This window comes from Streptomyces sp. NPDC127068 (genome assembly GCF_042724695.1).
Taxonomy (GTDB): Bacteria; Actinomycetota; Actinomycetes; order Streptomycetales; family Streptomycetaceae; genus Streptomyces.
Map to the genome: position 1 here is coordinate 1 of NZ_JBHXEN010000028.1, position 23391 is coordinate 23391.

Annotated in this window: 22 protein-coding genes and 1 pseudogene; 10 read left to right on the forward strand and 13 right to left on the reverse strand. The window is 72.9% G+C overall.

The window, feature by feature from the left end; genetic code table 11:
- Positions 1-31 precede the first annotated feature (31 nt).
- The 3 genes from ACFWIA_RS18905 to ACFWIA_RS18915 all read right to left on the reverse strand — a co-directional run bounded on the left by ACFWIA_RS18905 (position 32) and on the right by ACFWIA_RS18915 (position 4753).
- Positions 32-1522: a CitMHS family transporter gene (locus ACFWIA_RS18905; protein WP_387006294.1), complete on the reverse strand. Its 1491-nt coding sequence runs from the start codon at positions 1520-1522 to the stop codon at positions 32-34.
- Between the two features lie 133 nt (positions 1523-1655).
- Positions 1656-3962 carry a molybdopterin-dependent oxidoreductase gene (locus ACFWIA_RS18910; RefSeq protein WP_387006297.1) on the reverse strand — a complete coding sequence of 769 codons (2307 nt, stop codon included), beginning with the start codon at positions 3960-3962 and terminating at the stop codon, positions 1656-1658.
- Positions 3963-4195: 233 nt separating this feature from the next.
- Entirely contained in the window at positions 4196-4753 is a 558-nt protein-coding gene (locus tag ACFWIA_RS18915) for a hypothetical protein (RefSeq protein WP_387006300.1), read from the reverse strand.
- A 216-nt stretch (positions 4754-4969) separates the two neighbouring features.
- Here ACFWIA_RS18915 and hmgA point away from each other — a divergent pair, with 216 nt between their 5' ends.
- From hmgA to ACFWIA_RS18930, 3 genes are all read left to right on the forward strand, one after another.
- Positions 4970-6319 carry a homogentisate 1,2-dioxygenase gene (gene hmgA, locus ACFWIA_RS18920; RefSeq protein ID WP_387006303.1) on the forward strand — a complete coding sequence of 450 codons (1350 nt, stop codon included), beginning with the start codon at positions 4970-4972 and terminating at the stop codon, positions 6317-6319.
- A gap of 77 nt (positions 6320-6396) precedes the next feature.
- Positions 6397-7155, forward strand: a complete 759-nt coding sequence (locus ACFWIA_RS18925; protein WP_387006306.1) for a GntR family transcriptional regulator — start codon at positions 6397-6399, stop codon at positions 7153-7155.
- A 20-nt stretch (positions 7156-7175) separates the two neighbouring features.
- Positions 7176-8399 (forward strand): type ISP restriction/modification enzyme, encoded by a 1224-nt coding sequence (locus tag ACFWIA_RS18930; protein ID WP_387006496.1) that lies wholly within the window; start codon positions 7176-7178, stop codon positions 8397-8399.
- A 338-nt stretch (positions 8400-8737) separates the two neighbouring features.
- Here the strand turns inward: ACFWIA_RS18930 and ACFWIA_RS18935 are convergent, their stop codons facing one another.
- The gene (locus ACFWIA_RS18935; protein WP_387006308.1) at positions 8738-9007 is read right to left on the reverse strand and encodes a hypothetical protein; all 270 of its coding nucleotides are present in this window, start codon (positions 9005-9007) and stop codon (positions 8738-8740) included.
- Between the two features lie 280 nt (positions 9008-9287).
- Between ACFWIA_RS18935 and ACFWIA_RS18940 the strand changes: the two genes are divergently transcribed.
- Complete coding sequence (locus tag ACFWIA_RS18940) at positions 9288-10421, forward strand: serine/threonine-protein kinase (protein ID WP_387006311.1); 1134 nt, start codon at positions 9288-9290, stop codon at positions 10419-10421.
- A 60-nt stretch (positions 10422-10481) separates the two neighbouring features.
- On the opposite strand, the gene ACFWIA_RS18945 is transcribed toward ACFWIA_RS18940, so the two are convergent.
- Positions 10482-11300, reverse strand: a complete 819-nt coding sequence (locus ACFWIA_RS18945) for an SGNH/GDSL hydrolase family protein (RefSeq protein ID WP_387006314.1) — start codon at positions 11298-11300, stop codon at positions 10482-10484.
- Between the two features lie 364 nt (positions 11301-11664).
- On the opposite strand from ACFWIA_RS18945, the gene ACFWIA_RS18950 reads away from it, so the two are divergent.
- Positions 11665-12888: a DUF5925 domain-containing protein gene (locus ACFWIA_RS18950; protein WP_387006498.1), complete on the forward strand. Its 1224-nt coding sequence runs from the start codon at positions 11665-11667 to the stop codon at positions 12886-12888.
- 78 nt (positions 12889-12966) lie between these two features.
- Here ACFWIA_RS18950 and ACFWIA_RS18955 read toward each other — a convergent pair whose 3' ends face one another.
- Complete coding sequence (locus tag ACFWIA_RS18955; protein WP_387006316.1) at positions 12967-13839, reverse strand: NAD(P)-dependent oxidoreductase; 873 nt, start codon at positions 13837-13839, stop codon at positions 12967-12969.
- Between the two features lie 194 nt (positions 13840-14033).
- On the opposite strand from ACFWIA_RS18955, the gene ACFWIA_RS18960 reads away from it, so the two are divergent.
- Positions 14034-14615, forward strand: coding sequence for a TetR/AcrR family transcriptional regulator (locus tag ACFWIA_RS18960; RefSeq protein ID WP_387006500.1), 582 nt, complete (start codon positions 14034-14036; stop codon positions 14613-14615).
- Between the two features lie 14 nt (positions 14616-14629).
- Here the strand turns inward: ACFWIA_RS18960 and ACFWIA_RS18965 are convergent, their stop codons facing one another.
- Positions 14630-15004 (reverse strand): GntR family transcriptional regulator, encoded by a 375-nt coding sequence (locus tag ACFWIA_RS18965; protein WP_387006318.1) that lies wholly within the window; start codon positions 15002-15004, stop codon positions 14630-14632.
- Positions 15005-15145: 141 nt separating this feature from the next.
- Here ACFWIA_RS18965 and ACFWIA_RS18970 point away from each other — a divergent pair, with 141 nt between their 5' ends.
- Together ACFWIA_RS18970 and ACFWIA_RS18975 are read left to right on the forward strand one after the other, a co-directional pair.
- Complete coding sequence (locus ACFWIA_RS18970; RefSeq protein WP_387006320.1) at positions 15146-16060, forward strand: GNAT family N-acetyltransferase; 915 nt, start codon at positions 15146-15148, stop codon at positions 16058-16060.
- The gene (locus tag ACFWIA_RS18975; RefSeq protein ID WP_387006322.1) at positions 16041-16556 is read left to right on the forward strand and encodes a DUF402 domain-containing protein; all 516 of its coding nucleotides are present in this window, start codon (positions 16041-16043) and stop codon (positions 16554-16556) included. The genes ACFWIA_RS18970 and ACFWIA_RS18975 overlap by 20 nt, the downstream gene beginning before the upstream one ends.
- Positions 16557-16562: 6 nt before the next feature.
- Here the strand turns inward: ACFWIA_RS18975 and ACFWIA_RS18980 are convergent, their stop codons facing one another.
- Positions 16563-17570 (reverse strand): HEAT repeat domain-containing protein, encoded by a 1008-nt coding sequence (locus ACFWIA_RS18980; protein WP_387006325.1) that lies wholly within the window; start codon positions 17568-17570, stop codon positions 16563-16565.
- 6 nt (positions 17571-17576) lie between these two features.
- Positions 17577-18245, reverse strand: coding sequence for a HEAT repeat domain-containing protein (locus ACFWIA_RS18985; protein WP_387006328.1), 669 nt, complete (start codon positions 18243-18245; stop codon positions 17577-17579).
- Between the two features lie 305 nt (positions 18246-18550).
- Here ACFWIA_RS18985 and ACFWIA_RS18990 point away from each other — a divergent pair, with 305 nt between their 5' ends.
- Positions 18551-18691, forward strand: a complete 141-nt coding sequence (locus ACFWIA_RS18990) for a hypothetical protein (RefSeq protein ID WP_385495171.1) — start codon at positions 18551-18553, stop codon at positions 18689-18691.
- Positions 18692-18763: 72 nt separating this feature from the next.
- Here ACFWIA_RS18990 and ACFWIA_RS18995 read toward each other — a convergent pair whose 3' ends face one another.
- From ACFWIA_RS18995 to ACFWIA_RS19010, 4 genes and pseudogenes are all read right to left on the reverse strand, one after another.
- Entirely contained in the window at positions 18764-19231 is a 468-nt protein-coding gene (locus tag ACFWIA_RS18995; RefSeq protein WP_387006332.1) for a GNAT family N-acetyltransferase, read from the reverse strand.
- 215 nt (positions 19232-19446) lie between these two features.
- Positions 19447-20928, reverse strand: a pseudogene (locus ACFWIA_RS19000) (tripartite tricarboxylate transporter permease); the annotation flags it as partial.
- Between the two features lies 1 nt (position 20929).
- Entirely contained in the window at positions 20930-21505 is a 576-nt protein-coding gene (locus ACFWIA_RS19005; protein ID WP_387006335.1) for a tripartite tricarboxylate transporter TctB family protein, read from the reverse strand.
- The gene (locus tag ACFWIA_RS19010; RefSeq protein ID WP_387006338.1) at positions 21502-22485 is read right to left on the reverse strand and encodes a Bug family tripartite tricarboxylate transporter substrate binding protein; all 984 of its coding nucleotides are present in this window, start codon (positions 22483-22485) and stop codon (positions 21502-21504) included. Before ACFWIA_RS19010 ends, ACFWIA_RS19005 begins: the two co-directional genes overlap by 4 nt.
- A gap of 158 nt (positions 22486-22643) precedes the next feature.
- On the opposite strand from ACFWIA_RS19010, the gene ACFWIA_RS19015 reads away from it, so the two are divergent.
- A complete protein-coding gene (locus tag ACFWIA_RS19015) occupies positions 22644-23354 on the forward strand; it encodes a response regulator (RefSeq protein ID WP_385495176.1) in 711 nt (236 codons plus the stop codon).
- The last annotated feature ends 37 nt before the right edge of the window (positions 23355-23391 follow it).

Sequence of the window (23391 nt, forward strand, 5' to 3'; positions counted from 1 at the left end):
CAGGATGCCCCGGCGCCCGCCCGCCGCCGGCTCAGATGATGCCGAACACGAACCCGGCGCCGAGCACCACCAGCGAGGTGAGCGCGGCCCACTTCACGGTGAACCGGGTGTGGTCGCCGAACTCGACCTTCGCCATGCCCACGAGGACGTACACCGCGGGCACCAGGGGGCTCGACATGTGCAGCGGCTGGCCGACGAGGGAGGCGCGGGCGATCTCCAGCGGGGGCACGCCGTGCGCCGCGCCCGCTTCGGCGAGGACCGGGAGGATGCCGAAGTAGAACCCGTCGTTGGACATGAAGTACGTGAACGGGAGCGACAGGAAGCCGGTGACCAGGGCCATGTGCGGACCCATCCAGTCGGGGATGGCCGAGACGACGGCCTTGGCCATGTCGTCGACCATGCCGGTGCCCTGGAGGACGCCGGTGAAGACGGCGGCGGCGAAGACCATGCCGGCGACGTTGAGGACGTTCTCGGAGTGCGCGGCGATCCGGGCCTTCTGGTCCGGCATGTGCGGGAAGTTCACCGTCAGGGCGAGGGCGGCACCGAGCATGAAGAGCACCGGGATCGGCAGCAGCTCCATGATCATGGCGGTCAGCAGGAGGATCGTCAGACCGGCGTTGAACCAGTACAGCTTGGGGCGCAGGGTGGGCCGGTTCGGGTCGAGCACGTGGAAGCCCTCGTGCTCCTCCTCGGCCTCGCCGGCTTCCTCGGCCTCGCCGGCCTTCTTGTCCGGGTCGGCCTTCTTGTCCGGGTCGGCTTGGTCGGTGCCGCCACCCGTACCGGTACCGCTGGTGCCGCCGGAGCGGGTGGTGCCGGAGCCGGCCTTGCCGCTGGTGCCTCCGGCGCCGACCAGGACCTTCTCGTCGGCGGAGCCGGCCTCGGCCTCGATGACCTCGTCGAGGGAGAGGTACCCGAGGCGCTTGCGCTCGCGGCGGCCGAGGACGTAGGCGAGGGCGAAGACGCCGAGCAGGCCCACGGCGAGGGCCGGGATCATCGGGACGAAGATCTCGCTCGCGTCGAGCTTGAGGGCCGTCGCCGCGCGGGCGGTGGGGCCGCCCCAGGGCAGGGTGTTCATCACGCCGTTGGCGGTGGCGGCGATGCCGGTCAGCACGACCAGGCTCATCTTCAGCCGCTTGTACAGCGGGTACATCGCCGAGACGGTGATCATGAAGGTGGTGGAACCGTCGCCGTCGAGGGAGACGATCGCGGCGAGCGCGGCCGTGCCGACGACGATCCGCAGGGGGTCCGCCTTGGCGAACCGCAGGATCACCCGGACGATCGGGTCGAAGAGGCCTACGTCGATCATCACGCCGAAGTACACGATGGCGAACATCAGCATCGCGGCGGTGGGCGCGAGGTCGCCGATGCCCTCGATGACGTAGTCGCCGAGGTTCGCCCCCTGCCCCACCAGTACGCAGAACAGAGCGGGGATGAGGACCAGCGCCGCGATCGGCGAGACCTTCTTCATCATGATCAGGACCAGGAAGGTCGCGATCATGGCAAAGCCGAGGATGGTCAGCATGAGTGGATTACCTAACGTTCGTCCTTGAACCGTGTGGCTCTCTCACCAGGGCCTGCGGTCAGCGTGACGTTAGGTCGCGGGGGAATGCGTTAACAAGATGTTGACATGAGAGCAATATGCGCGAAAGTCCCGGTCATGAACAGATGGCGGTGAGACGCACGGGAACGGCGTTGAGCACGGCGGTTCCGGACAGGGGGTCGAGCAGGCTTCCGTCGAGGAGTTGGTTGACGTTGACGCCGGGCATCGCGGCGGCCACCCGCAACCGGGTGCCCGGGCGGTCATGGCCCCAACCGCGCGGCAGGCTGACCACTCCGGGACGGACCGAGTCGGTGATCTCCACCTGTGCGGCGACCTCTCCCCCGGAGCCCCGGACCCGGACCCGGCCCCCTTCGGCGAGGCCGAGCCGCCGGGCGTCCTCCGGGTGCACGTGCAGGGTGCAGCTCTGGGAGCCGCCGCCGAAGCCGGGGACGTTGTGCAGCCAGCTGTTGCCGGAGCGCAGGTGGCGCCGGCCGACGAGCACGAAACCGCCCGGTCGGTCGTGTCGGGCCAGGGCGAGGCGGGTCAGGTCGGCGGCGATCGGCGGCGGCAGCAGCTCCACGCGTCCGCTGCGGGTGGCGAGCGGCTGCGGCAGTCGGGGGCGCAGCGGGCCCAGGTCGACGCCGTGCGGCGCGTCGAGCAGCCGGCGCAGGGTGAGGCCGCCGGGGCGGGCGCCGAAGCCGTCCCCGTAGGGGCCGAGGCGCAGCATCAGGTCGAGGCGCCGTTCGGCCCCGCCCTCGCCGTCCAGTTCGGCGGCGAGGGCGTGCGGGTCACGGCCGTGGACGGGGCCCGAGGGGTCGGCGACGGCCTGGACGAGGGCGCTGTCGACGACGCAGGCGTCCACCTCCGAGGGGTCGGCGCCGTGCAGTCCGGTGGCGGCGAGGACCAGCCGGGCGTGGATCTCGGTCTCGGCCATCGCCCCGGCGTCCAGCGGGACCGCGGGGCGGCTGTAGCGGGCCTGGTTGCGCACGGCCAGCATGTTGAAGGCGAAGTCGTAGTGCGGGGTGCGGGAGGGCCGGGGCGGGGGCAGGACGACATGGGCGTGGCGGGTGGTCTCGTTGAGGTACGGGTCGACGCTGACCATGAAGTCGAGTCCGGCGAGCGCCCGGTCGAGGCGGTCGCCGTCGGGGGCCGAGAGGACGGGGTTGGTGGCACTGGTGACCAGGGCCCGCAGGGGGCCGCCGCCGAGGCCGCCGGGCACGCCCGCACCGGGGGTGTCGATCTCCTCGGAGAGCGCGGCGAACGGCAGCTCCCCCTTGACCTCGGGATGTCCGCTGACCCGGCTGCGCCACCGGCCGAGGGTGAAGCCGCTGCCGGGTCCGACGGGGCGCGGCGGCCGGTCGGTGGCGGACTGCGGGAAGAGCACGCCGCCGGGGCGGTCGAGGTTGCCGGTCAGGATGTTGAGGACGTCGACCAGCCAGCTCGCGAGGGTGCCGAAGAGGACGGTGCTGCTGCCGATCCGGCCGTACACGGCGGCGGTCGGCGCCTGGGCCAGCTCGCGGGCCAGGTCACGGATCGTCCCGGCCGGTACGTCGCAGGCGTCGCTGACCGCTTCGGGGGTGAACTCCACCAGGGCGCGGCCCAGTTCGGGCACCTGGGCGACATGGGGGGCGAGGTCGCGCAGGTGCACGCGGTCCTCGGCGAACAGGACGTTCACCATGGCGGCGAGCAGCAGGGCGTCGGTGCCCGGGCGGATGGCGACGTGCCGGTCGGCGAGTCGTGCGGTGCTGGTGCGGCGCGGGTCGATCACGGTGAGGGTGCCGCCGCGGGCCCGTAGCGCTTCCAGGCGGCCGGGGAAGTCGGGTGCGGTGCACAGGCTCCCGTTGGACTCGACGGGGTTGGCGCCCAGGAGCAGCAGGTGGTCGGTGCGGTCGAGGTCCGGCACGGGGATCGCGTGGGCGTCGCCGTAGAGGAGTCCGCTGGAGACGTGTTTGGGCATCTGGTCGAGCGTGGTGGCCGTGAACAGGCTGCGGGTCCCGATGCCGTTGACCAGCAGCGGCGGGTACAGGACGCCGGCGACGGTGTGGACGTTGGGATTGCCGAGGACCACGCCGACCGCGTTCGGCCCGTAGGTCTCGATGACCGGCCGCAGACCGGCGGCGACGGCGTCGAACGCCTCGTCCCAGCCGGTTTCCGTCAGCCGTCCGCGGCGGCGCAGCAGCGGCCGGGTGAGCCGGTCGGGGTCGCCGTCGACGCTGCCGAACAGGGCGCCCTTCGGACAGATGAAGCCGTGGCTGAAGACGTCGTCGCGGTCCCCGCACGCCCGGGTGACGGCGGTGCCCTCGATGGTCAGGGCGAGCCCGCAGGTCGCTTCGCAGAGGGGGCAGACGCGCAGGGCGGTCCGGGTGGTGCCGGACGGGGAGGAGGCGGAGGGCGTTAAGGGCGCAGAGGGCGCTGAGGACATCGGGACTCCACGGTGCGTGACGGCACTCGGCACGGAAGCGATCCCCTTGAGCATACCGACTGGTATGGACCATGGGGAGGTCACGCCACACCCTTCCCGGCATCCTCACGGATGGCACAAGTACCCCATGGATAGGTGCAGTTGATGATGCATCACGCGATCCCGGGCGCGCTCGGATCGTCCGCGGACGGGCAGCGAACCGTGCGCGGACCGGCGGCCCGAGCAGGGGCGGCTCAGCCGGCGGGAGCGTCCTTGCGCGGCGCGAGGGTCACCCGGGCGACGTCCTCGACGGCCTGCCCGTCCACGGCCCACACCGTGCCGTCGTCCGCGTGCAACCGGACGGTCAACTCGTGCGTGCCGCGCCCCAGGGAGGCGGCGGACAGCCGGTACCGGGGTTGGTGCAGTCGGGCCAGCCGACGGCCCTCCAGGTAGAGGACGGCGTACCCGCGGCCCGTCGTCGCGGCGCTGCCGGTGCCGCTGCGCTCCGCGCTGAAGCGGAAGTTGGTGACGGTGAGCCGGACGTCCCAGTTCTCGGCGGCGCCCGGTCGGACGGCGATCCGCACGTCGGGGGCGCCCTCCCGGTCGACCTCACGGAGTTGGTCCCCCGTCGCATCGCTCGTCGAGAGGAGTTCCCCCACCGGGGACGGCGTCAAGGAGTGCGCGTCGCCGCCCCGGGAGGAGCTTCCGCCGTCGCAGGCCGCGGCGGCGACCAGGGCGCAGCAGAGGAGGAGCGCGCACGCGCCCCGGCGCGCGCGCACACGGGTGGGGACCGGTTGCTGAGGTGACGCCATGGCACCCGAGCCTAGGCGACGCGCCGCCGGCGGGATCGGACAGGGTGCACGCCCCGGACCGCCCCCCGCCGACCGGCCCCCGCCGATCGGCCCGCCCTCTTCGACCCGCTCGGCCGAACCGCTCCGGGCGGTGCACGACCCGACGCCCCTTCGCCCTTGCGCCACGGGGAACCGAATCCTACGGTGATGCATAGGAATAGCTACGAGGGAGCGCCGATGAGCGGTGACACCGCCCGGAAGACCGCCGAGAGCCTGACCTATGCGACCGGATTCGGTAACGAACACAGCAGCGAGGCGGTCGCCGGCGCCCTGCCGCTGGGCCGCAACTCACCGCAGCGCGGCCCGCTCGGGCTGTACGCGGAGCAGCTGAGCGGGAGCGCCTTCACCGAGCCCCGCGCGGACAACCGGCGCACCTGGCTGTACCGCATCCGCCCGTCCGCCGCCCACCCCGCGTTCACCCGGGTCGACAACGGCGCGCTGCGCACGGCGCCCTTCACGGAGACGGTCCCCGACCCCAACCGGCTGCGTTGGGACCCCCTGCCCGAACCGCCGGCCGGAACGGACTTCCTGGCCGGCCTGTGGACCCTCGGCGGCAACGGCGACGCCGCGAGCCGCACCGGCATGGCCGTGCACCTCTACCACGCCAACGCCCCGATGAAGGACCGGGTGTTCAGCGATTCGGACGGGGAGTTGCTGATCGTGCCCGAGCGCGGCGGTCTGCTGCTGCGCACCGAACTCGGGCTGCTCGCCGCCCGCCCCGGCGAGGTCGTGCTCGTCCCGCGGGGCGTCCGCTTCCGGGTCGAGCTGTTGGACCCGGCGCCCGACGGGGACGGCCCCGCCGCGCGCGGTTACGTCTGCGAGAACTACGGCCGCCCCTTCCACCTGCCCGAGCGGGGCCCGATCGGCGCCAACGGCCTCGCCAACGCACGCGACTTCCGGGCGCCGGTCGCCGCCTACGAGGACGTCGAGGGACCGGTCGAGGTGGTGAACAAGTTCTGCGGCAACCTGTGGACCGCCACCTACGACCACTCCCCGCTGGACGTGGTCGCCTGGCACGGCACCCACACCCCGTACGTCTACGACCTGCGCACCTTCAACGTGATCGGCTCCCTCAGCTACGACCACCCGGACCCGTCGATCTTCACGGTGCTCACCTCGCCGTCCGACACCCCGGGTCTCGCGGCGGTGGACTTCGTGGTGTTCGCGCCCCGTTGGCTGGTGGGCGAGGACACCTTCCGGCCGCCGTACTTCCACCGCAACGTGATGAGCGAGTACATGGGACTGATCGAGGGCGCCTACGACGCCAAGGCCGGCGGCGAGGGCGGGTTCGTGGCGGGCGGCGGGTCCCTGCACAACATGATGTCGGCGCACGGGCCGGACCGGGAGACCTTCGACCGGGCGAGCGCCGCCGCGTTGGTGCCCCAGCGCATCGACGACGGTCTGGCGTTCATGTTCGAGACCCGGTGGCCCGTGGTCACCACCGCGCTCGCCGCCGGGGCGGACCACCTCCAGCGCGGGTACGACGATGTGTGGCATGGTCTGGAGCGCCATTTCAGGAACCCCTAGCGCGCCGCGGGCGACCGCCCCCCGAACGACCCCCGTGTCCTCGTGGGCCGCCGCACCGGACCCGATTCGGAGAAGTCGTGACCGCTTTTGCCCCGGACTCGATCGTCCTGAATCGCAAGCTTCCGCTCTGGTACCAGGTGTCGCAGTCCCTGCGCGCCTCGATACTCGGGCGGGCGCCGGACGCCCCGCTGCGGCTGCCCACCGAGGAACGCCTCGCCGGACACTACGGGGTCAGCGTGCTGACCATGCGGCAGGCCCTCAAGGAGTTGGAGGACGAGGGCCTGATCAGCCGCCACCGGCGGCGGGGCACCTTCATCGAGCCGGCCGCGCGGCGCGGCGCCCCGGTCCGTCTGCTGGGCTCCGTGGACGCGATCGTGGCCCAGCAGTCGGGCATGACCACCCGGCTGTTGGACCACGGGCGGATACCGGTCCCCCATGCGTACGCGGACCGGTTCCCGGGCCTGGACGAGGTCGCCACGTACCACCGGCTGCGCTCCGACGAGGCGACCGGCGAACCCACCAACCACGCGCGCAACTACGTCCGGCCGGAGCTGGCCGAGCGGATGGACCCCGCGGACCTGGAACGCTGGCCCATGACCAAGGTGCTGCGGGACGTGGCCGGCGCCCGGATCGGCCGGATCACCGACACGGTCGAGGCCCGACTGGCCGACCCGGACACCGCACGACTGCTCGACGTCCCGCTGCTCAGCCCGATCCTGCACTACACGGGCGTCACCCACGACGAGGACGGTCGGGTCCTCGACCTCGCCGTCATCCACTACCGGGGCGACCGCTTCTCCTTCACCGTCACCCTGGACGCCCAGCCACCCGACTGACCGACGCCGCCATGGCTAGCATGCCGGGCGTGACGCACACCGAGGAACCGCTGTTGGCGGACCTGATGCCGTGGTCCGTCGCCGTCCCCCGGATCGGCCGGGGCTGGCCCGTGGCACCGGACACCGCGACGCTCAGGGCGCGCTGGGAGGCCCTGGCCCGGGCGGAGGGCGCGGACCGGACGGCCCTGTTCGAGCCCAGCCGGGCCCGCACCCCGCGGTCCGCGGTCGCCCAGCTGCCCGGCCAGTCCACCGGCACCACCCGGCTCGCCCACGCCCCGGGACCGTTCCCGCAGCCGTTGCGCGTATTGCTCGCGCCCTTCGACGAGCAGTGGCTGATCCCCGACCACCGGCTGATCGACGCGGCCCGCCCGGAGTTGTGGCGGGTCGCCGACGCCCGACAACTGTTCGTCCTGGACACCCCGGCAGCAGCGGGTGCCGCGGCCGGGCCAGGTCCGGCGCTCCTGGTCACGGCACGGCTGCCGGTCACCGTGCCGCCGCCCGTCCCCGCGCCCCGCGAGCGCTCCCGCGCCACCCGGGTGCACCCCCTGTTCCGGCGACCGGGCGGAGCCGAGCCCAACCTCGCCCCCGGGCTGTCGGAGCTGCTCGCCACCCGTCTCGGCCACCGCCGCCTCGACCCCCTGGACGTCCTGGCGTGGATCGTCGCCGCCGCCCGTCCGGGGCCGGGGGGCTGCACGGTGCCGCTCACCCGCGATCCGGAGGTCTGGGCACGGGGCACCGGGACGGGTCACCGACTGCTGCGGCTGATGGTCCGCACCGACGGCGACCGACCGCGGCTCCCCGGCGGCAGCCGCCCCTACGTGCGGTCCCCGCTCCCCGAGCGCCCGACCGTCCTGCGCCACGACCCGGACATCGGGAGCCTGGACGTGGACGGGGGGCGGATCTCTCCGGTGCCCGCGGAGGTGTGGCACCTCAGGGCCCAGGGCGTGCGGGTGGTGGAGTCCTGGTTCGGCCGTCGCACGGCGCCGGCACTGCCGGACTCCCTGGCGGCCGTCCGGCCGGCGGCCTGGCCGCAGACGTGGACCTCCGAACTGCTGGAACTCCTCACCGTGCTGGGCCTGCTCGCCGGGTGCGGACCGAGCCGCCCCGAGCCGTTCGGCCCCCGACTGACGGCGGACGAGCTGCGTCGGGCGGGCGTGCTGCCGCCGCCGGACACGGCCCGCCGCCCCGCCTCCGTCCTCGACCACCGCGAGGAGGGCCCGGAGGGCCAGTACGCACTGCTCTGATCCGCACACCCCGGACGCCCGTGGCCACGGGGCGCTACCCGGGCGGGGAGCGGGGGCCGGGGGTGCCGTGTCATCGCGCGGTGCCGGTCCACGCCGGCGGGGCCGCCGGGTCGGTGGGGAGGACCGACGCGGTGCCGAGCGGGTGCGGGTGGACGGCACTCCGTACTGATGAGCGTAGGAGCGCGGGTCCGGCGGAGCTGCCGCCGGCACACGACGGTGCGTAAGGGGTACACAGGGGGCCCGGGCGGGCACGGAGGCGACGCCGCGCACCGTGGGAAGGGCGGTGCCGGGGACGCGCCGGAGGATTCCGACCGCGACCGCCGGGCCCGGGCCGGTGTCTAGTGACCGCCGAAGAGCGAGCGGCGCAGCCGGCGCAGCGGGGCGAAGAGCGAGACGCGTCGCACGCGGGCCTTACGCCCGCTGACCTCGTGGGCGGGCGCGCGCGTCGTCAGTTCGCGCATCAGCAAGGTCGCCTCGGCCGCCTCCCGTTGCGGTATGGCGGGGCCACCCAGCACGGCGAGATGGCGGTCGAGGCGCGAACTGGTCGCGCTGCTCCCGCAGGTGATCGCAGGGACGCGCGCCCTGCTGCGGACTGTCATCGGTTCCATTTTGTCTCCCCACCCATACGAGGGCACCCGGCCCGGGCAGGTTCACCCTATCTCCCCCGCCTGACACTCGTGTATACCGCCCGGGGCACTCACCTTCCGGGAGGCGGCGCCGACCGGGTTCGACGCCGCCCCTCCGGTCGCACCGGCCGCACCCGTCCCACCGGTGCGCGGGTCCGGTCGAGCGGGACGACGGGAATCCGTTCGAGGCAGTTCAGGGGGGTCGCAACGGGCCGGGGCTGGGCTACTTTGTGAGCGTCGGACACTGCGAAGGGGGACTCCGGTGAGCCGGGAACCGAACGACGCAGGACAGGGGAACCCGGGCGCGACGGACGGCGGCGAACGGCCCCTGGTCGCCGGACGCTACCGGTTGTTGTCACCGCTGGGCGAGGGCGGGACGGGCACGGTGTGGTTGGCCCGTGACGAGGCCCTGCGCCGGGAGGTCGCCGTCAAGGAGGTGCGGGCGCCCGCGGGGCTCACCGTCGCGGAGGTGGAGCAGCTCCACGCCCGGCTGGAACGGGGCGCCTGGGCGGCGGCCAGGATCTCGCACCGCAACGTGGTCAGCATCCACGACGTGGCGGTGGAGGACCGCCGCCCGTGGATCGTGATGGAACTCGTCCGCGGGCTGGCCCTGTCGGACGTGCTGGTCGCGGAGGAGCGGGTGTCGCCGCAGCGGGCCGCCCGGATCGGCGCCGAGGTGGTGGGCGCGTTGCGGGCCGCGCACGACGCGGGGGTGCTGCACCAGGACGTCAAGCCGGCCAACGTCCTGCTGGCCAGCGACGGTCGGGTGCTGCTGTCCGACGTGGGGACCGCGACGGCGCAGGGCACCTCGGCGCTGACGCGGGCGGGCCGGATCGCCGGCTCCCCGGAGTTCCTGGCCCCGGAGCGGGTGCTCGGCCGGGACCCGGGCCCGGAGTCGGACCTGTGGTCGCTCGGTGTGTTGCTGTACACGGCGGTGGAGGGACGGTCACCGTTCCGGCGGGACACCGCGCCGGACACCCTGCGGGCGGTGGTGGACGAGGAGCCGGCCCCGCCCCGGACCGCGGGCCCGTTGGCGCCCGTCATCGGGGGGCTGTTGCGCAAGGACCCGGCCGAGCGGCTACCGGCCGCGGTGGCGGAACGCGAGTTGCGGAACATCGCGGCGGGGGGCAGCGGAACGTCCGGCCCGGGCGCTCCCGGTGGAACGTCCGCCGGCTCCGCGCCCCCGGTCGGGTCCGGGCCCGACGGCACCGCTGCGGGCGACGACCGGTCCGGCGCGTCCGGGCCGTCGGTCGCCGCGGGCTCGTACGCCGCGGGGTCCGACGGCACGACGGCGTCGGCCACCCGGGGGCAGCGGCGCGGCGCGGCCTTCGTCCTGCTGGCCTCGGTGGGGGTGCTCGTCCTGGGGCTGGGCGCCTTGGTCCTCGCCCTGCGCTGACCGGGTGGGCCGCGCCCCCGTGCGGACGGGGCGCGGCGCACCGCGGCGGAACCGGGCGGGTCAGGCCGCCGAGTTCAGGGCGGGCAGGTAACCGCGGGACTGTCCAGCCGCCTTGGGGTGGTAGGACTCGCTGATGCTGAGCAGCTTGAGGCTGTGCAGCCAGGCGTCGCCGGAGCAGATCTCGTGTCCGGCGAACCGTCCGGTGACGCCCGCGAAGGTGAAGCCGTGGTCGGCCGCGCGCTTGGCGAGGGCGCCGTTCAGGTGGTCGGAGGCGGAGTTGATGGCGGAGCGCTCCCGCTCGGAGAGTCCCGCGAGGCAACTGCCGCTCAGCTTGTAGAAGCGGGGGTAGCCGAGGACGACGACCTCGGCCCGGGGAGCCCGGTCGGCGATCGCCTCGTAGAGCTCGTCGAGGTGACCGGGCAGCGTGGAGTCCACGTAGCGGCGGGCGGTGGCGATGCGGCCCAGGCAGGAGTTCTCGGATTCGGTGACGCAGGTGCTCATGACGTCGGAGAAGCCCGCGTCGTTGCCGCCGACCGTGATGCTGACGAGACCGGTGCCGGACCCGAGGGGGCCGAGTTGCTTGGTCCGGACATCACCCGTACGAGCGCCCGCGCAGGCCGTGAAGTGGAACGAGGAGGGTGAGTGGGCGGCGGCCCACAGCGCGGGGTAGGCGCGGGAGGTCCGCTTGCAGGAGCCGCTCGCGCCGTCGTAGGCGCCGGCGCCGAGGCCGGAGGAGTAGGAGTCCCCCAGCGCTACGTACCCGGTGGCCGCGGCGCGGGGGGCGGCCTGTGCCGCGGCGGCTCCGGTCAGCGTGAGGCCGGCGGCGACGAGGAGCGAGGTGAACGCGGCCGTACAGGCCGTAAGTCGGGAACGTCTCATGGAACCTCCCTTTAGCAGGATCTCCGCGACGACCGTGCGACCGTGGCATCAGGTGACCAGTCGGGTTGGAAATGTGCATGACAGACTTGTCGGCTTCTTTCCCGGAATCCTCACCAGCGATTCGTCAGACGTTCAATTACCTTCCCCTTTTCGCCATCTGACGTGCCGTCAATGAGGGTGAGTCGGAAGCACGGGCGTCTTCGCAGGGCGGTCGCAGGTCGCTCCGGGCGCCCCTTCACCACCCCCGAGCCCCCTGCGCACCCGCACCCCCGTGCGGGCCGGACGATCCGTCAGGGTGACGACGACGACCGAAACCCGGGTGCGTACGGGCGCGGGGTGCCGGATCATGACGGTCATGTCTGCCATGCCTGTGCGACCGGAGGACACTCTGACGCAGCCGCCCCACCACGACCGACCGCCCGTTCCCGAAGCCGAGACCGCTCCCGTAGCCGTTTCCGAGGCCGCGGCGCCCGTAGCCGTACCCGCCGTCACGCCCCGGAACGTGTTCGCCACCCTCCCCGTCCAGCTGACCCTGAACGACGAGGACAGCCCGTCGGACGTGGTGGACGCCCTGTTCCTGGGGCGGTTCACGACCGGCGAGCAGCCCCATGCGCGCCGTACGGGGATCGAGCGGGTGCGCGCCGGTGCACCGCTCATGCCACCGGGCGCGACGGTGGTGCGCGCCACCCGCGGCGACGACAACCGGAGCAACACCCTCGCGGTGGGCGACGGCTGGACGCTGTTGGCCAGCCGTTGGCGGCAAGGTGCCGACGTGTCGGTGACGGCGACCAGCGCCGAACTGGCCGACCACGTGATGAGCCTGGCGACCGAGGGGGCGACCGACGAACCCGAGCCGCAGCCGGAGACCGTGCCCATGGGGTTCTGGTACGTGTCCCCGCGCCGGGGCCCGCACCGCACCACCCGCCAGATCTCGGCCCTGACCTGGGCCGAAGCCCGGGCCAACTACACCGCTCCGGTGGCCGAAGCCATGGACGGGCTGATGAAGTTGACCGCCGAGGACGTCACGGGGCGGCTGCTCCTGCTGCACGGGCCGCCGGGCACCGGCAAGACCTCGGCACTGCGCACGCTCGCCCGGTCCTGGCGGGAGTGGTGCCAGGTGGACTGCGTGCTCGACCCGGAGCGGCTGTTCACCGACGTCGGCTATCTGATGGACATCGCGATCGGTGAGGACGAGGGCACGGCGAAGGGCCGCTGGCGGTTGCTGCTGTTGGAGGACTGCGACGAGCTGATCCGGGGCGGGGCCAAGGACTCGGCGGGCCAGGCGCTGTCCCGGCTGCTGAACCTGACGGACGGCCTCCTCGGTCAGGGCCGCAACGTCCTCGTCGGGATCACCACCAACGAGGACCTGGAACGGCTGCACCCCGCCGTGGTGCGTCCGGGACGGTGCCTCGCCCGGATCGAGGTCGGCCCGCTGACCCGCCCGGAGGCCGTCGAGTGGCTCGGCACGGAGGAGGGCGTCGACCGGGACGGGGCCACCCTGGCGGAGCTGTTCGCCCTGCGCCGGGGCAGCGGCCCGACCGAGGTACCGGGCCAGCGCCCCGGCGCGGACGCCGGGCTGTACCTGTAGCCGCGCTTCCAGAGGACGACCGGTGGGACCCGGCAGCCGGGCGGTCCGGGGCGGCACCTGCGCCCCGGACCGGCGGGCTCACGCCTGCGCCCTCTTCTTGAACACCTCCACCAGACTGGTGAAGCTGTCGGCGCCGCGGCCCGCCGCCAGCCCCCGTTCGAACATCTCGTGCACCGCCGCCGGCAGGGTGCTGTCGAGACCGGCGTCCCGGGCGGTCCGCACCACGTGCTCGATGCTGGCGGCGCCCATCGCGAGCCGGTCGACGTCCCCAGGGTGCTCGCCCCGGTCGATCCTGGGGGTGTAGAACTCCAGGAACTGGCCGACGTCCGCCGCGTCCCGGGCGATCGGCAGCAGTTCCTCGGCGGTGACGCCGTGGGCCTCGGCGACCGCGACCGCGTGCAGCCAGCTGAGCATCGTCGTCCAGAAGACGTCCATCTGGAGCTGGTAGAACAGCGCCGCCCGCCCCGGGTCCTCCCCCAGGAAGTCGGTGCCGGTCAGCACCTCCAGGGTGGCCTTGTGCTGCTCGAACACCTCGCGCGGGCCGCTGTAGAAGGTGGACGTCCCCGGCTGTCCGACACCCGAGGGCGGTACCTGTACACCACCCGTCAACTGGACGCCGCCGCGCTCCGCGACCCAAGCGGCGGCTTCCCCCGCCCGCTGCGGAGTGTCCGAGCTGAGGTTCACGATCACCCGCCCGGCGAGCGCGGACTCCGCCCGGCCCAGGATCGCGTACACCGCTTCGTAGTCCGTGAGGCTCAGGACGACGAGTTCGTTCGCCGTGAGCGCCTCCTCGACGCCGCCCGCGAGGACCGCGCCCCGGGCCACCAGTTCGTCGGCCTTGCCCGAGCTGCGGTTCCACACCGTCAGCGGGTGGCCCTCGGCCAGGAACGCCCTGCCCATGGCCTGCCCCATCGGGCCCAGTCCGATGAGGGTGACTGCCTGCTTGCCCATGTCCGTGTCCTTTCCGCCGGCGCGTGCCGGGTACGAGTGACGCAACCGAATCGAGCGGACGAGCGCTCTAGAACGAACGCTCTATCCAGTAGGACGGTAGCAGCTTCTAAAGCGAGCGTTCTACTCGGTACACTCGTCGGGTGAAGACGACTGGCGCGAAGACGACGAAGACGGCCGCGGGGGACGCTTCCCCGGTGAAGCCGGGCACGGGACTCGGCACCCGGGAGCGGATCGTCCGGGCGGCCTCACACCTGATGCAACGACAGGGCTACGACGGCACGGGGATCAAGCAGATCTCCGTGGCGGCGTCGGCCACGCTCGGCTCGGTGTACCACTTCTTCCCCGGCGGGAAGCAGGAGCTGGCGGTCGCCGCGATCGGCCACGGCGAGCAGGAGTTCGCCCACGAACTGGAGCACTGGCTGGCCGCGGAGGCCGATCCCGCCGCGGCCGTCGTCGCCTGTGCGAACAACCTCGGCGTCGGGCTACGGGACTCCGACTGGGTGGACGGGTGCCCGGTCACCTCCACCGCCCTGGGGACCGCCGGCCGGGCTCCCGACATCCAGGAGGCGGCGGCCCGTGCGTTCGCCCGCTGGCGCGGGCTGGTCGCCGCCCGGCTGCGGGCGGCCGGGTTCGCCGAGGACGTGGCCACGGAGCTGGCGTACACCGTGATCAGCACCCTGGAGGGGGCGGAGTTGGCGGCCCAGGTGGAACGGAGCACGACCCCGTTGGAGGTGGCGGGGCGCCACCTCGCGCGGCTCATCGACCTCCACCGCTGACCGGGCGCGGCGGGTCAGCGCCCGTAGACCGCGCGCAGCGCCTCCCGGACGGCGCGCAGGGCCTCGGATTCGGGAACGCCGAGCCGCAACGCCCGGTCCGCGTAGGTCCGGGCGGCGGCCGCCGTCTCCCGGGTGGCGGCGTCGCCCGCCGCGGCGATGAAGGAACCGAGGCGGCCCCGGGTCTCGATGACCCCGTCGGACTCCAGGGCCCGGTACGCCTTGGCCACCGTGTTCACGGCGAGTCCCAGCTCCTGGGCCAGGCCGCGGACGGTCGGCAGCTTGTATCCGGTCGGCAGGTGGCCGGACCTCGTCTGGTCCGCGATCTGCGCGCGGAGCTGTTCGAAGGGGGCCGTGCCCCCGGCCGGGTCGATCACGATCGTCAACGTCACCCGGTGATTCTCCCGCAGCGGGCGCACCGAAGCGCCGGTACGCCCGGTCGGCGTGGCCCGGGGCCGCGCGCCCCGGCCGCCAGGGCCTGCGGGCGGGAAAATGAGGGGCGCGCCCCGGGGCCGCGAACCTAGCGTGTGGGCATGACCACTGTTGTACGTCCGTTCCGCCCCGAGGACGCCGAGCACTTCGCTCGGGTCCGTCAGGCAGCCGTCCCCTTCCTCTTGGCCACGGCCGGGTCCGTGGCCTTCGACGTCAGCCACGCCCACCCGGACGCGCACTACCACCCGTTGGTCGCCGAGCAGCACGGGGAGATCATCGGCACGGTCCAGGTGGGCGTCGCCCATGAGAGCCCGACACCGGGGCAGGGCTTCGCGAACGTCTACGTCCACCCGGAGCGACGCGGCCGGGGGGCCGGAACGCTGTTGGTGCGGGCCGCCGAGGAGCAGCTCGCCCGGGTCGGGGCGACGGCGGTGTACACCTGGGTCCTGGACGAGCCGGAGAACCGCGCCTTCGCCGAGCGGCGCGGCTACCGTCCCCGCCGCAGCGCGCACTTCCTCCGGCTGGACCTCGACGCGCTCCCGCCCCGGCTGCCCGCGCCCGAAGGGGTGGAACTGCGTACGGCGGCCGACTTCGAGGACGACCCGCGCCCGGTGTTCGCGCTGGACGCGGAGTGCACGGAGGACGAGCCCGGCGACATCGGCGCGAACTTCTCCGACTACGAACAGTGGCTCCGGGACACCTGGCACCACCCCCTGATGGACCGGAAGCTGACCACGATCGCCGTCGTGGACGGGCGTCCGGTCGCCTTCACCGCCGCCCGTACCGACGGGAAGAGCCGGTACGTCACGGCCATGACCGGCACCGTGCGCTCCCACCGGGGCCGGGGCCTCGCCAAGGCGGTCAAGAACGACTCCCTGCACCGGGCGCGGGCGGCCGGGTTCACCGAGGCGTTCACCGGCAACGACACCGACAACGCCCCGATGCTCGCGGTCAACACGTGGTTCGGCTACGCGGTCTGCGCCACGGAGGTGCGTCATGTCCGCGACCTCGGCTGAGACCCACGAGGGTGCGGGGACCGTCGAGGTCGTGCTGGTGAAGAACGGCCGCACCAAGATCCGCTACCCCGCCCGGCGGCTCGCCGACGACGGGGACCGAGTGAGTGTGCGGGCCCCCTGGGCGGGCGAGGGCGTCCGCGACTTCGGCTTCGTCCGCTTCGAGCCCGGCGACGTGTTCACCGAGCACTACTGGCGCACCCGGTGGTACGCCGTGAAGGAGGTGCGCACCGGCGCGGGCGTCCTCAAGGGCTGGTACTGCGATGTGACCCGGCCCGCCGTGGTGTCCGCCGACGAGGTCGTGGTGACCGACCTGGACCTCGACCTGTGGGTCGGGGCCGACCGCTCGGTCGTCCTGCGGCTGGACGAGGACGAGTTCGCCGCCAGCGGGCTCGCGGCCTCCGACCCCCGGGCGGCGGAACGGGCGATGAACGCCCTGGACGAGTTGGAACGCCTCGCCCGGGAGGACTCCGACGGGTTCACCGCCCTGTTCCGGTAGGGCCGGTCACCGCGGGTCGCGCAGGCCGAGGACGTACGCCGCGGTCAGCGCGACGGCCCGGTCCGCGTCGTGCGACAGGTCGGCGAGGGCGCGGGCCGCGGTGGTGCCCGGGATGTCGGCGAGCGCCTGGGTCAGCCGTCGCCGTACGGCGGGGTCGGCGGTGCCGTGGGCGAGCCGGTCGACGAGCCCGGTGGCGATCCGGTCCGCCCACCCGGGACGGCTCGCCAGGGCGCTCAGCGCATCGGCCGCGTCCACGTCGTTCACCTCGCCGACGACCAGGTCGAGGAGCGTCGGCACCGCCTCGGTCACGCCGCGTGCCCCGAGGGCCAGGGCCGCGTACCTGCGGACCACGGGGTCGGGGTGGGCGAGGGCGTCCCGCAGCAGGGCGGTCGCCCCGTCGTCCGGGATCTCGGCGAGCGAGCGGACCGCGCGCTCGCGCACCTGCGCCGCCGAGGAGTCGAGCCCCTGCGCCAACAGGAGCTCGACTCCGTCACCGGCCGAGCGCGCCAGGGCCCAGCGGAGGGCCCCGGCGACGTTCGCATCCGTTTCGCTCAGCACCGCCTCCACCAGTGATTCCACCGGCGCCGGAACCTCCTCGGTGGCGGACAGGGCCGCGCGCTGGCGCTTGCCCGCGCTCTTCGACCCCAGTGCCTGGAGCAGGGCGACGGTCTGGAGGACGTCCTCCCAGGCGGCGGGTTCCGCGGCGTCGATCCGACGGAGTCGGGTGAGCAGTTCCGTCTCGTCGGCGATGCGTTCCCGGGTCTGGCGGACCAGGTCGGCGACGAGGTCGGCGGGCGTGAAGTCGGGATCGTCCAGCGCCCGGGCGACCTCCTTCAGCGACAGCCCCAGGGACCGCAGGCTCTCGATGTGGAAGATCCGCCGGACGTCCTCGCCGGAGTACTCCCGGTAGCCGGCGCCGGTACGGCCCGTCGGTCGCACCAGGCCGAGCGCGTCGTAGTGCCGGAGCATGCGGGCACTGACCCCGGACCGTCGTGCCACCTCGCCGATCAACACGGCCGCTCACCCCTCCTGGCTGGTCGGGCCCAGGGCGACGACGCGCTTCGCCTCCTCGATCGCGTACGCGAACCCGGCTTCCGGGTCCCGCAACAGCCGTTCCGTGGCGAGTGCGTGCGCACGCACCCGGGGGTCGAGGTCCGTCGTCGCGGCGCGCACGGTCGGCACCATCGCCTCGCCGAGCGCGATCAGCGCCCGACTGAGGCTCAGCTGCGTCTCCCGCCCACCGCGCCCGAGCTGTGTCGACAACACTACGGCCAGCGCGGTTTCCGCACCTTCGGGCACGAGCACGACGGCCGTCCGCCAGGCGGTCCGCGCCACCTCGTCGTCGGTGTCGGACAGCAGCGCCCGGGTGATCGCCGGCCAGGTCCGCCGGTCCCCGATCTTGGACAGCGTGTGCAACGCCTGGCTCCGGGCCTGTGCGCGCTCCGAACCGAGTTCGTCGAGCAGCTTGGGGACCGTCGTGGTCGCCGGGTGCCGGGTCAGTGCCCAGGTGAGCATGTCGCGCACGGGGAAATCGGGTTCGACCGCGCACCGTTCGACGAGCGTGTCGACGAACTGCGGGTCCGGGGCCGAACCGACCTCCAGCGCCGCCCGCAGCCGTACGGACGGGCGGTCGTCCTCCAGCGCCCTCAGGGCGCGCATCGTGGTCGTGTCCGGTGTCGACGGGGTCATCGGAACCACCTCCTCGGCTCCAGCGAAGACCTTGTCACGGTGTCAGGGTCAAGCGGTTCCCCACGGTCCTGAATCTCGAACGCTCCTCCATACCGTCGTCCCACGGCACAGACGGGCCCCGCTAGGGGCGCGAGGAACTGCGCGGGCGCCCCCAGCGCACCCGCAGGCGGACCGTGCGGAGGGCGCCCGGAGCGTCCCGTGGGGGTGACGTCGGCCACTGATATCGCGGCGCCGGTGAGTCACCCTCCCCCAACGGGTCTAGCACCGCGGGATCGCGGGAAGAGGTAGTCCCCAAGGAGGCAGTCATGCGCCGAGTGACCGTGCAGAAGTCGCCGAGCAGGACCAGCACCCGTCGCGGGCGGCGGCGGGACGAGAGCGAGGAGCTCCCCAGGGAGCGTCCGGAGATCCGCAAGGACGTCCAGCGCATCTGGTGGCCCGAGGGGTGACCCGGTGCGGTGCGCCCGCGCGGGGCGTACGAGAAGTGCCCGGCACCGTAACCCGGTGCCGGGCACTTCGTCTCAGCCGAACCGCTTGCGGTAGTGGTAGCGGTCGTAGTGGCCGTCCAGCCGGCGGCCCATGAACGCGTACCCGTACCGCGGATAGAGCTTCTGGTTCTCCCACATCTGGGCGTGGGTGTGGAGCCGCACCTCGGGAAGACCGAGGTCACGGGCGTGGGCGTCGACGAAGTGGAGCAGTCGGCGGCCCACCCCCAGGCCGTGGGAGTCCGGGTGGACGGCGATGTTGTCGAGGTGCAGGTGGTCCTCGTACGGGACGAGGACCACCAGACCGAGCACGGGCTCCCCGGTCACGAAGACCTGGCCGGCGGCGATCTGCGCCGCGTGGTCGGCCTCCATCGGGGCGGGTCGTCGACCGATGCGTTCGACGTAGGGGGCGTAGGCGGCGTCCGTCACGGACTTCACCGCGCCCGCGTCGACCGGTGTCGCCCTGCGGATGGCTTCGTGGAGGGGGAGCCGTGTCTCGGTCATGGCCGCACGCCGCTTCCCTTCTCTCCGGAGTCATCGGGACCGTCGCTGCCGTCGGTGCCGTCGCTGCTCTGGGTCGTGTCCGTGGCGTCGAGGGTACCGGGGGTGTCGGCGCCCTTCGTGCCGGCCGGGGCCTCGGGGGCCTCGGCGTCGTCCTGACGCTCCGCCTTGGCGCCGACGGTGACCGGGGCCTTCGCCGCGACCGGTGCCGCGGTGGCGGTCCGGCTGCGGATCAGCTTGGCGATCAGCGGCCAGGCGAGGATCAGCAGGATGATCGCGTACACCGTCACGGAGAACGGCGTGTTGACCAGGCCCGAGACGCTGCCGTCGCTGATCTGGAGCGCCCGGCGCAGCTGCTGCTCGGCGTTCGGGCCGAGGATGACGCCGATCACCGCCGGGAGCACCGGCAGGCCGTAGCGGCGCATTCCGAAGCCGAGGAAGCCGATGAGCAGCAGGATCACCAGGTCCAGCGACTCGCCACCGACGGCGTACGCGCCCAGGGCGGCGAAGAAGAGGATGCCGGAGTAGAGGTACGGGCGCGGGATGCGCAGCAGCTTCGCCCACAGCGGGGCGAGCGGCAGGTTGAGGGCGAGCAGCAGCACCATGCCGACGAAGAGGGAGGCGATCAGGCCCCACACCAGGTCGGGCTCGCGCTCGAAGAGGAGCGGGCCGGGCTGGATGCCGTACTGCTGGAAGGCGGCGAGCATCACCGCGGCGACGGCGGTGGTGGGCAGGCCGAGGGTGAGCATGGAGACGAGCGTTCCGGCGGCGGAGGCCGAGGCCGCCGACTCCGGTCCGGCGACGCCCTCGATGGCGCCCTTGCCCCACTCCTTCTGGTTCTTGGACAGCTTCTTCTCGGTGACGTACGACAGGAAGGTCGGGATCTCGGCGCCGCCCGCGGGGATCGCCCCGAACGGGAAGCCGATGAACGGACCGCGCAGCCAGGGCTTCCAGGTGCGCTTCAGGTCGTCGCGGCCGAGCCAGGGGCGGCCGACGGGGATGGGCTCGGTGGAGCCGCGGCGCAGGTGGGCGGCGACCCACAGGGCCTCGCCGATCGCGAAGAGTCCGACCGCGACGATGACCACGTCGACGCCGTCGGCGAGGTGCAGGGAGTCGAAGGTGAGGCGCTGCTGGCCGGTCATCCCGTCGAGGCCGACGAGGCCGATGGTGAGACCGATGAGCAGGGAGGCGAGACCGCGGATGCGGGAGGAGCCGAGGACGGAGGTGACGGCGATGAACGCCAGCACCATGATGGCGAAGTAGTCGGGGGCGCCGATGTCGACGGCGAGTTCCGCGACGGTGGGTGCGAGGGCGACGAGCAGGGTGGTGCCGATCAGGCCGCCGGCGAAGTGGCCGATGGCCGCTGCCGCGAGGGCTTGTGAGCCGCGCCCCGATTTCGCCATCGGATTGCCCTCCATGGCCGCCACGACGGCCGCGCTCTCACCTGGGGTGTTGAGCAGGATGGAGGTGGTGGAACCGCCGAACATCGCACCGTAGTAGATGCCGGCGAACATGATGAACGCGCCCGTGGGGTCGAGTCCGTAGGTGACGGGGAGGAGCAGGGCGACGGCCATGGCGGGGCCGATGCCGGGCAGGACGCCGATGGCGGTGCCGAGGAGGACGCCGATGGCGGCCCAGAGCAGGTTGATCGGGGTGAGCGCGGTGCCGAACCCGTCGATCAGGGAGTTGAAGGCGTTCATCTCACAGCACTCCCATCAGGGGGCCGCCGGGCAGCGGGACGCCGAGCAGGCGGTCGAAGATGATGAAGGCGGCGAAGGAGAGCCCCGCGGCGATCAGTGGGTCGCGATGGAAGTGCCGGCTGCCGAGGGCGTAGGCCGACCCCCAGAAGAGCAGGGCACCCGCGATGGGGAACCCGATGGGTTCGATGAGGACGGCGGTGGCGAGGAAGACGCCACCGAGCAGCAGGACCGTGCGCCAGTCGGCGGGCTCGCTGAGGTCGATGTCCTCGCCGCCCTCGGCCTCGCCGTGGCCGCCGCGCAGGACGTCTATGGCGAGCAGGACGGCGATCACCAGCAGGCCGATGCCGACCACGATCGGCACGGTCTTGGGGCCGATGGGCCCGCGCTGGGCGATGTCGACGTCCATGGTGAGGGCGTCGGTGAGGACGAGGCCGCCGAGGGCCAGGAGGAGGACGCTGACGCCCAGCTCGGAGTGCTCGCGCAGCCAGGAGCGGCGGCCCGGCTCCTGCCCGGCGGGCGTGGTGGTGGCGGAGCCCTGAGCGGGGTCAGGACGGCCGGGGGGTTCGATGGTCGTCACAGTCCCAACTCCTTCAGTACGGAAACGACCCGCTTGTCCTGGGCTTCGAGGAACTCACCGAACTTGTCGCCGGTGAGGAAGGCGTCGTGCCAGCCGTGCTTCTTGAGGGACGCCTTCCACTCCTCGGAGGCGTGCAGCTTCTCGATGAGGGCGATGAGCTTGTCGCGCTGGGCGTCGGACAGCCCGGGCGGGGCGACGATGCCGCGCCAGTTGGTGAAGTCCATGTCGTAGCCGGCTTCGCGGAGCGTGGGGGCGTCGAGGCCGTCGACCCGCTCGGGGCCGGTGACCGCGAGCAGCCGCAGCTCGCCGGACTTGATCTGGTCGAGGTACTCGCCGACGCCGGAGACGCCGAACCCGACCTTGTTGCCGAGGATGGAGGCGAGGAGTTCGCCACCGCCGTCGAAGGGGATGTAGTTGACGTCCTTGGGGGCGATGCCCGCGGAGCGCGCCATCAGCATCGGGGCGAGGTGGTCGGGGCCACCGGGCGAGGAGCCGCCGCCGACGGGGAGCTTGCCGGGCTTCTCCTTCCAGGCGTCGACCAGTTCGTTGATGGTCTTGTAGGGCGAGTCCTTCGAGACGACCACGACGTCCGGCTCTTCGGTGAGCCGGGCGATGGGAGTGACGTCGGCGAGGGTCTTGGGCGCGTCGTTGGAGCGGACGGCGCCGACGACGCCGAGGCCCATCGACATGGCGAGCTTGCCGTTGCCGTGCTCGCTGACCAGTCGGGCGAGGCCGACGGTGCCGCCCGCGCCGGGCAGGTTGAACACCTCGATGCCGTGGCTCAGACCGGCGTCCTCGGCGTTCTTGGCCGCGGTGCGCGCCGTGATGTCGTAACCACCACCGGGGGTGTTGGGGACCATGAACTGCAGTCCCGGGATCTTCGTCCCGGTTTCGGAGTCACTGCCCGTGGTGATCAGCGGTGGCCCGACCAGGACCAGTACCGCTGCCCCGAGCAGGGCTAGAGGAGTGCGCAGGCGCACCGTGCCACCACCTGTTCGTCAAGAGAGGCGATTGGGAGAACCTCACACCGTTTTTATCTGTGAGGTGGCCCACATGTTGCCTGCGCGTTAAGAGGCTGTCTCTCTTCCGCAACCAACGAACGTTGTGGTCCTTGTGGTCACACGCTTAACCTGCGGCGATGACGAAAGTACTGGTAGTGGACGACGACTTCATGGTCGCGAAGCTGCACAGCCGGTACGTGTCCGAAATGGCGGGATTTACGGTAGTAGGGGTTGCACACAACGGTACGCAGGCGTTGCGCTCCGTGGAGTCCCTTCGGCCCGATCTCGTCCTTCTCGACGTGTATCTGCCGGACATGGACGGCATCGGCGTGCTGCGCGGCATCCGGGCGGCCGAGCAGCGCGACCCGGAGCGGATTCCGGTGGACGTCCTGTTCATCACGGCCGCGCGGGACGCCGGAACGGTCCGTGCGGCGTTGCGGGCGGGGGCGCTGCACTACCTGATCAAGCCGTTCGAGCGGAGCACGCTCCAGGACCAGCTGCGGCACGTGGCCGCGGTGCGGGCCCGGCTCGCCGGACTCGACCAGGCGCGCCAGGAGGACGTGGACGAGCTGTTCGGCAGCCGCCCGCCGGGGTCCCGCGAACAGCTGCCCAAAGGGCTCGCGGTGCCCACCGCGGATCTGGTGGAACGGACCCTGCGCGCGCACCCGGGAGGACTGTCCGCCTCCGAGTGCGCGCGGGAGGGGTCGCTGTCCCGGGTCAGCGCCCGGCGCTACCTGGAGTACTTCGCGGAGACGGGACGCGTCGACGTGACCCTGCGCTACGGCGGCGCGGGTCGTCCCGAGCGCCGCTACCAGTGGATCGAGCGCCCCCGCCGCGCACGCCCCTGATCTCCGGCGGGCCCGGCCGCCGACTCCCCGCCACCCC

Bases quoted from the DNA above. Each gene is read 5' to 3' on its own strand.
- ACFWIA_RS18955 (WP_387006316.1), bottom strand. From the start codon at position 13,839: ATGGGCAAGCAGGCAGTCACCCTCATCGGACTGGGCCCGATGGGGCAG.
- ACFWIA_RS18930 (WP_387006496.1), top strand. From the start codon at position 7,176: ATGCCGGGCGTGACGCACACCGAGGAACCGCTGTTGGCGGACCTGATG.
- ACFWIA_RS18905 (WP_387006294.1), bottom strand. From the start codon at position 1,522: ATGCTGACCATCCTCGGCTTTGCCATGATCGCGACCTTCCTGGTCCTG.
- ACFWIA_RS18935 (WP_387006308.1), bottom strand. From the start codon at position 9,007: ATGGAACCGATGACAGTCCGCAGCAGGGCGCGCGTCCCTGCGATCACC.
- ACFWIA_RS18950 (WP_387006498.1), top strand. From the start codon at position 11,665: ATGCCTGTGCGACCGGAGGACACTCTGACGCAGCCGCCCCACCACGAC.
- ACFWIA_RS18910 (WP_387006297.1), bottom strand. From the start codon at position 3,962: ATGTCCTCAGCGCCCTCTGCGCCCTTAACGCCCTCCGCCTCCTCCCCG.
- hmgA (WP_387006303.1), top strand. From the start codon at position 4,970: ATGAGCGGTGACACCGCCCGGAAGACCGCCGAGAGCCTGACCTATGCG.
- ACFWIA_RS18970 (WP_387006320.1), top strand. From the start codon at position 15,146: ATGACCACTGTTGTACGTCCGTTCCGCCCCGAGGACGCCGAGCACTTC.
- ACFWIA_RS18995 (WP_387006332.1), bottom strand. From the start codon at position 19,231: ATGACCGAGACACGGCTCCCCCTCCACGAAGCCATCCGCAGGGCGACA.
- ACFWIA_RS19015 (WP_385495176.1), top strand. From the start codon at position 22,644: ATGACGAAAGTACTGGTAGTGGACGACGACTTCATGGTCGCGAAGCTG.
- ACFWIA_RS18915 (WP_387006300.1), bottom strand. From the start codon at position 4,753: ATGGCGTCACCTCAGCAACCGGTCCCCACCCGTGTGCGCGCGCGCCGG.
- ACFWIA_RS18985 (WP_387006328.1), bottom strand. From the start codon at position 18,245: ATGACCCCGTCGACACCGGACACGACCACGATGCGCGCCCTGAGGGCG.
- ACFWIA_RS18975 (WP_387006322.1), top strand. From the start codon at position 16,041: ATGTCCGCGACCTCGGCTGAGACCCACGAGGGTGCGGGGACCGTCGAG.
- ACFWIA_RS18945 (WP_387006314.1), bottom strand. From the start codon at position 11,300: ATGAGACGTTCCCGACTTACGGCCTGTACGGCCGCGTTCACCTCGCTC.
- ACFWIA_RS18990 (WP_385495171.1), top strand. From the start codon at position 18,551: ATGCGCCGAGTGACCGTGCAGAAGTCGCCGAGCAGGACCAGCACCCGT.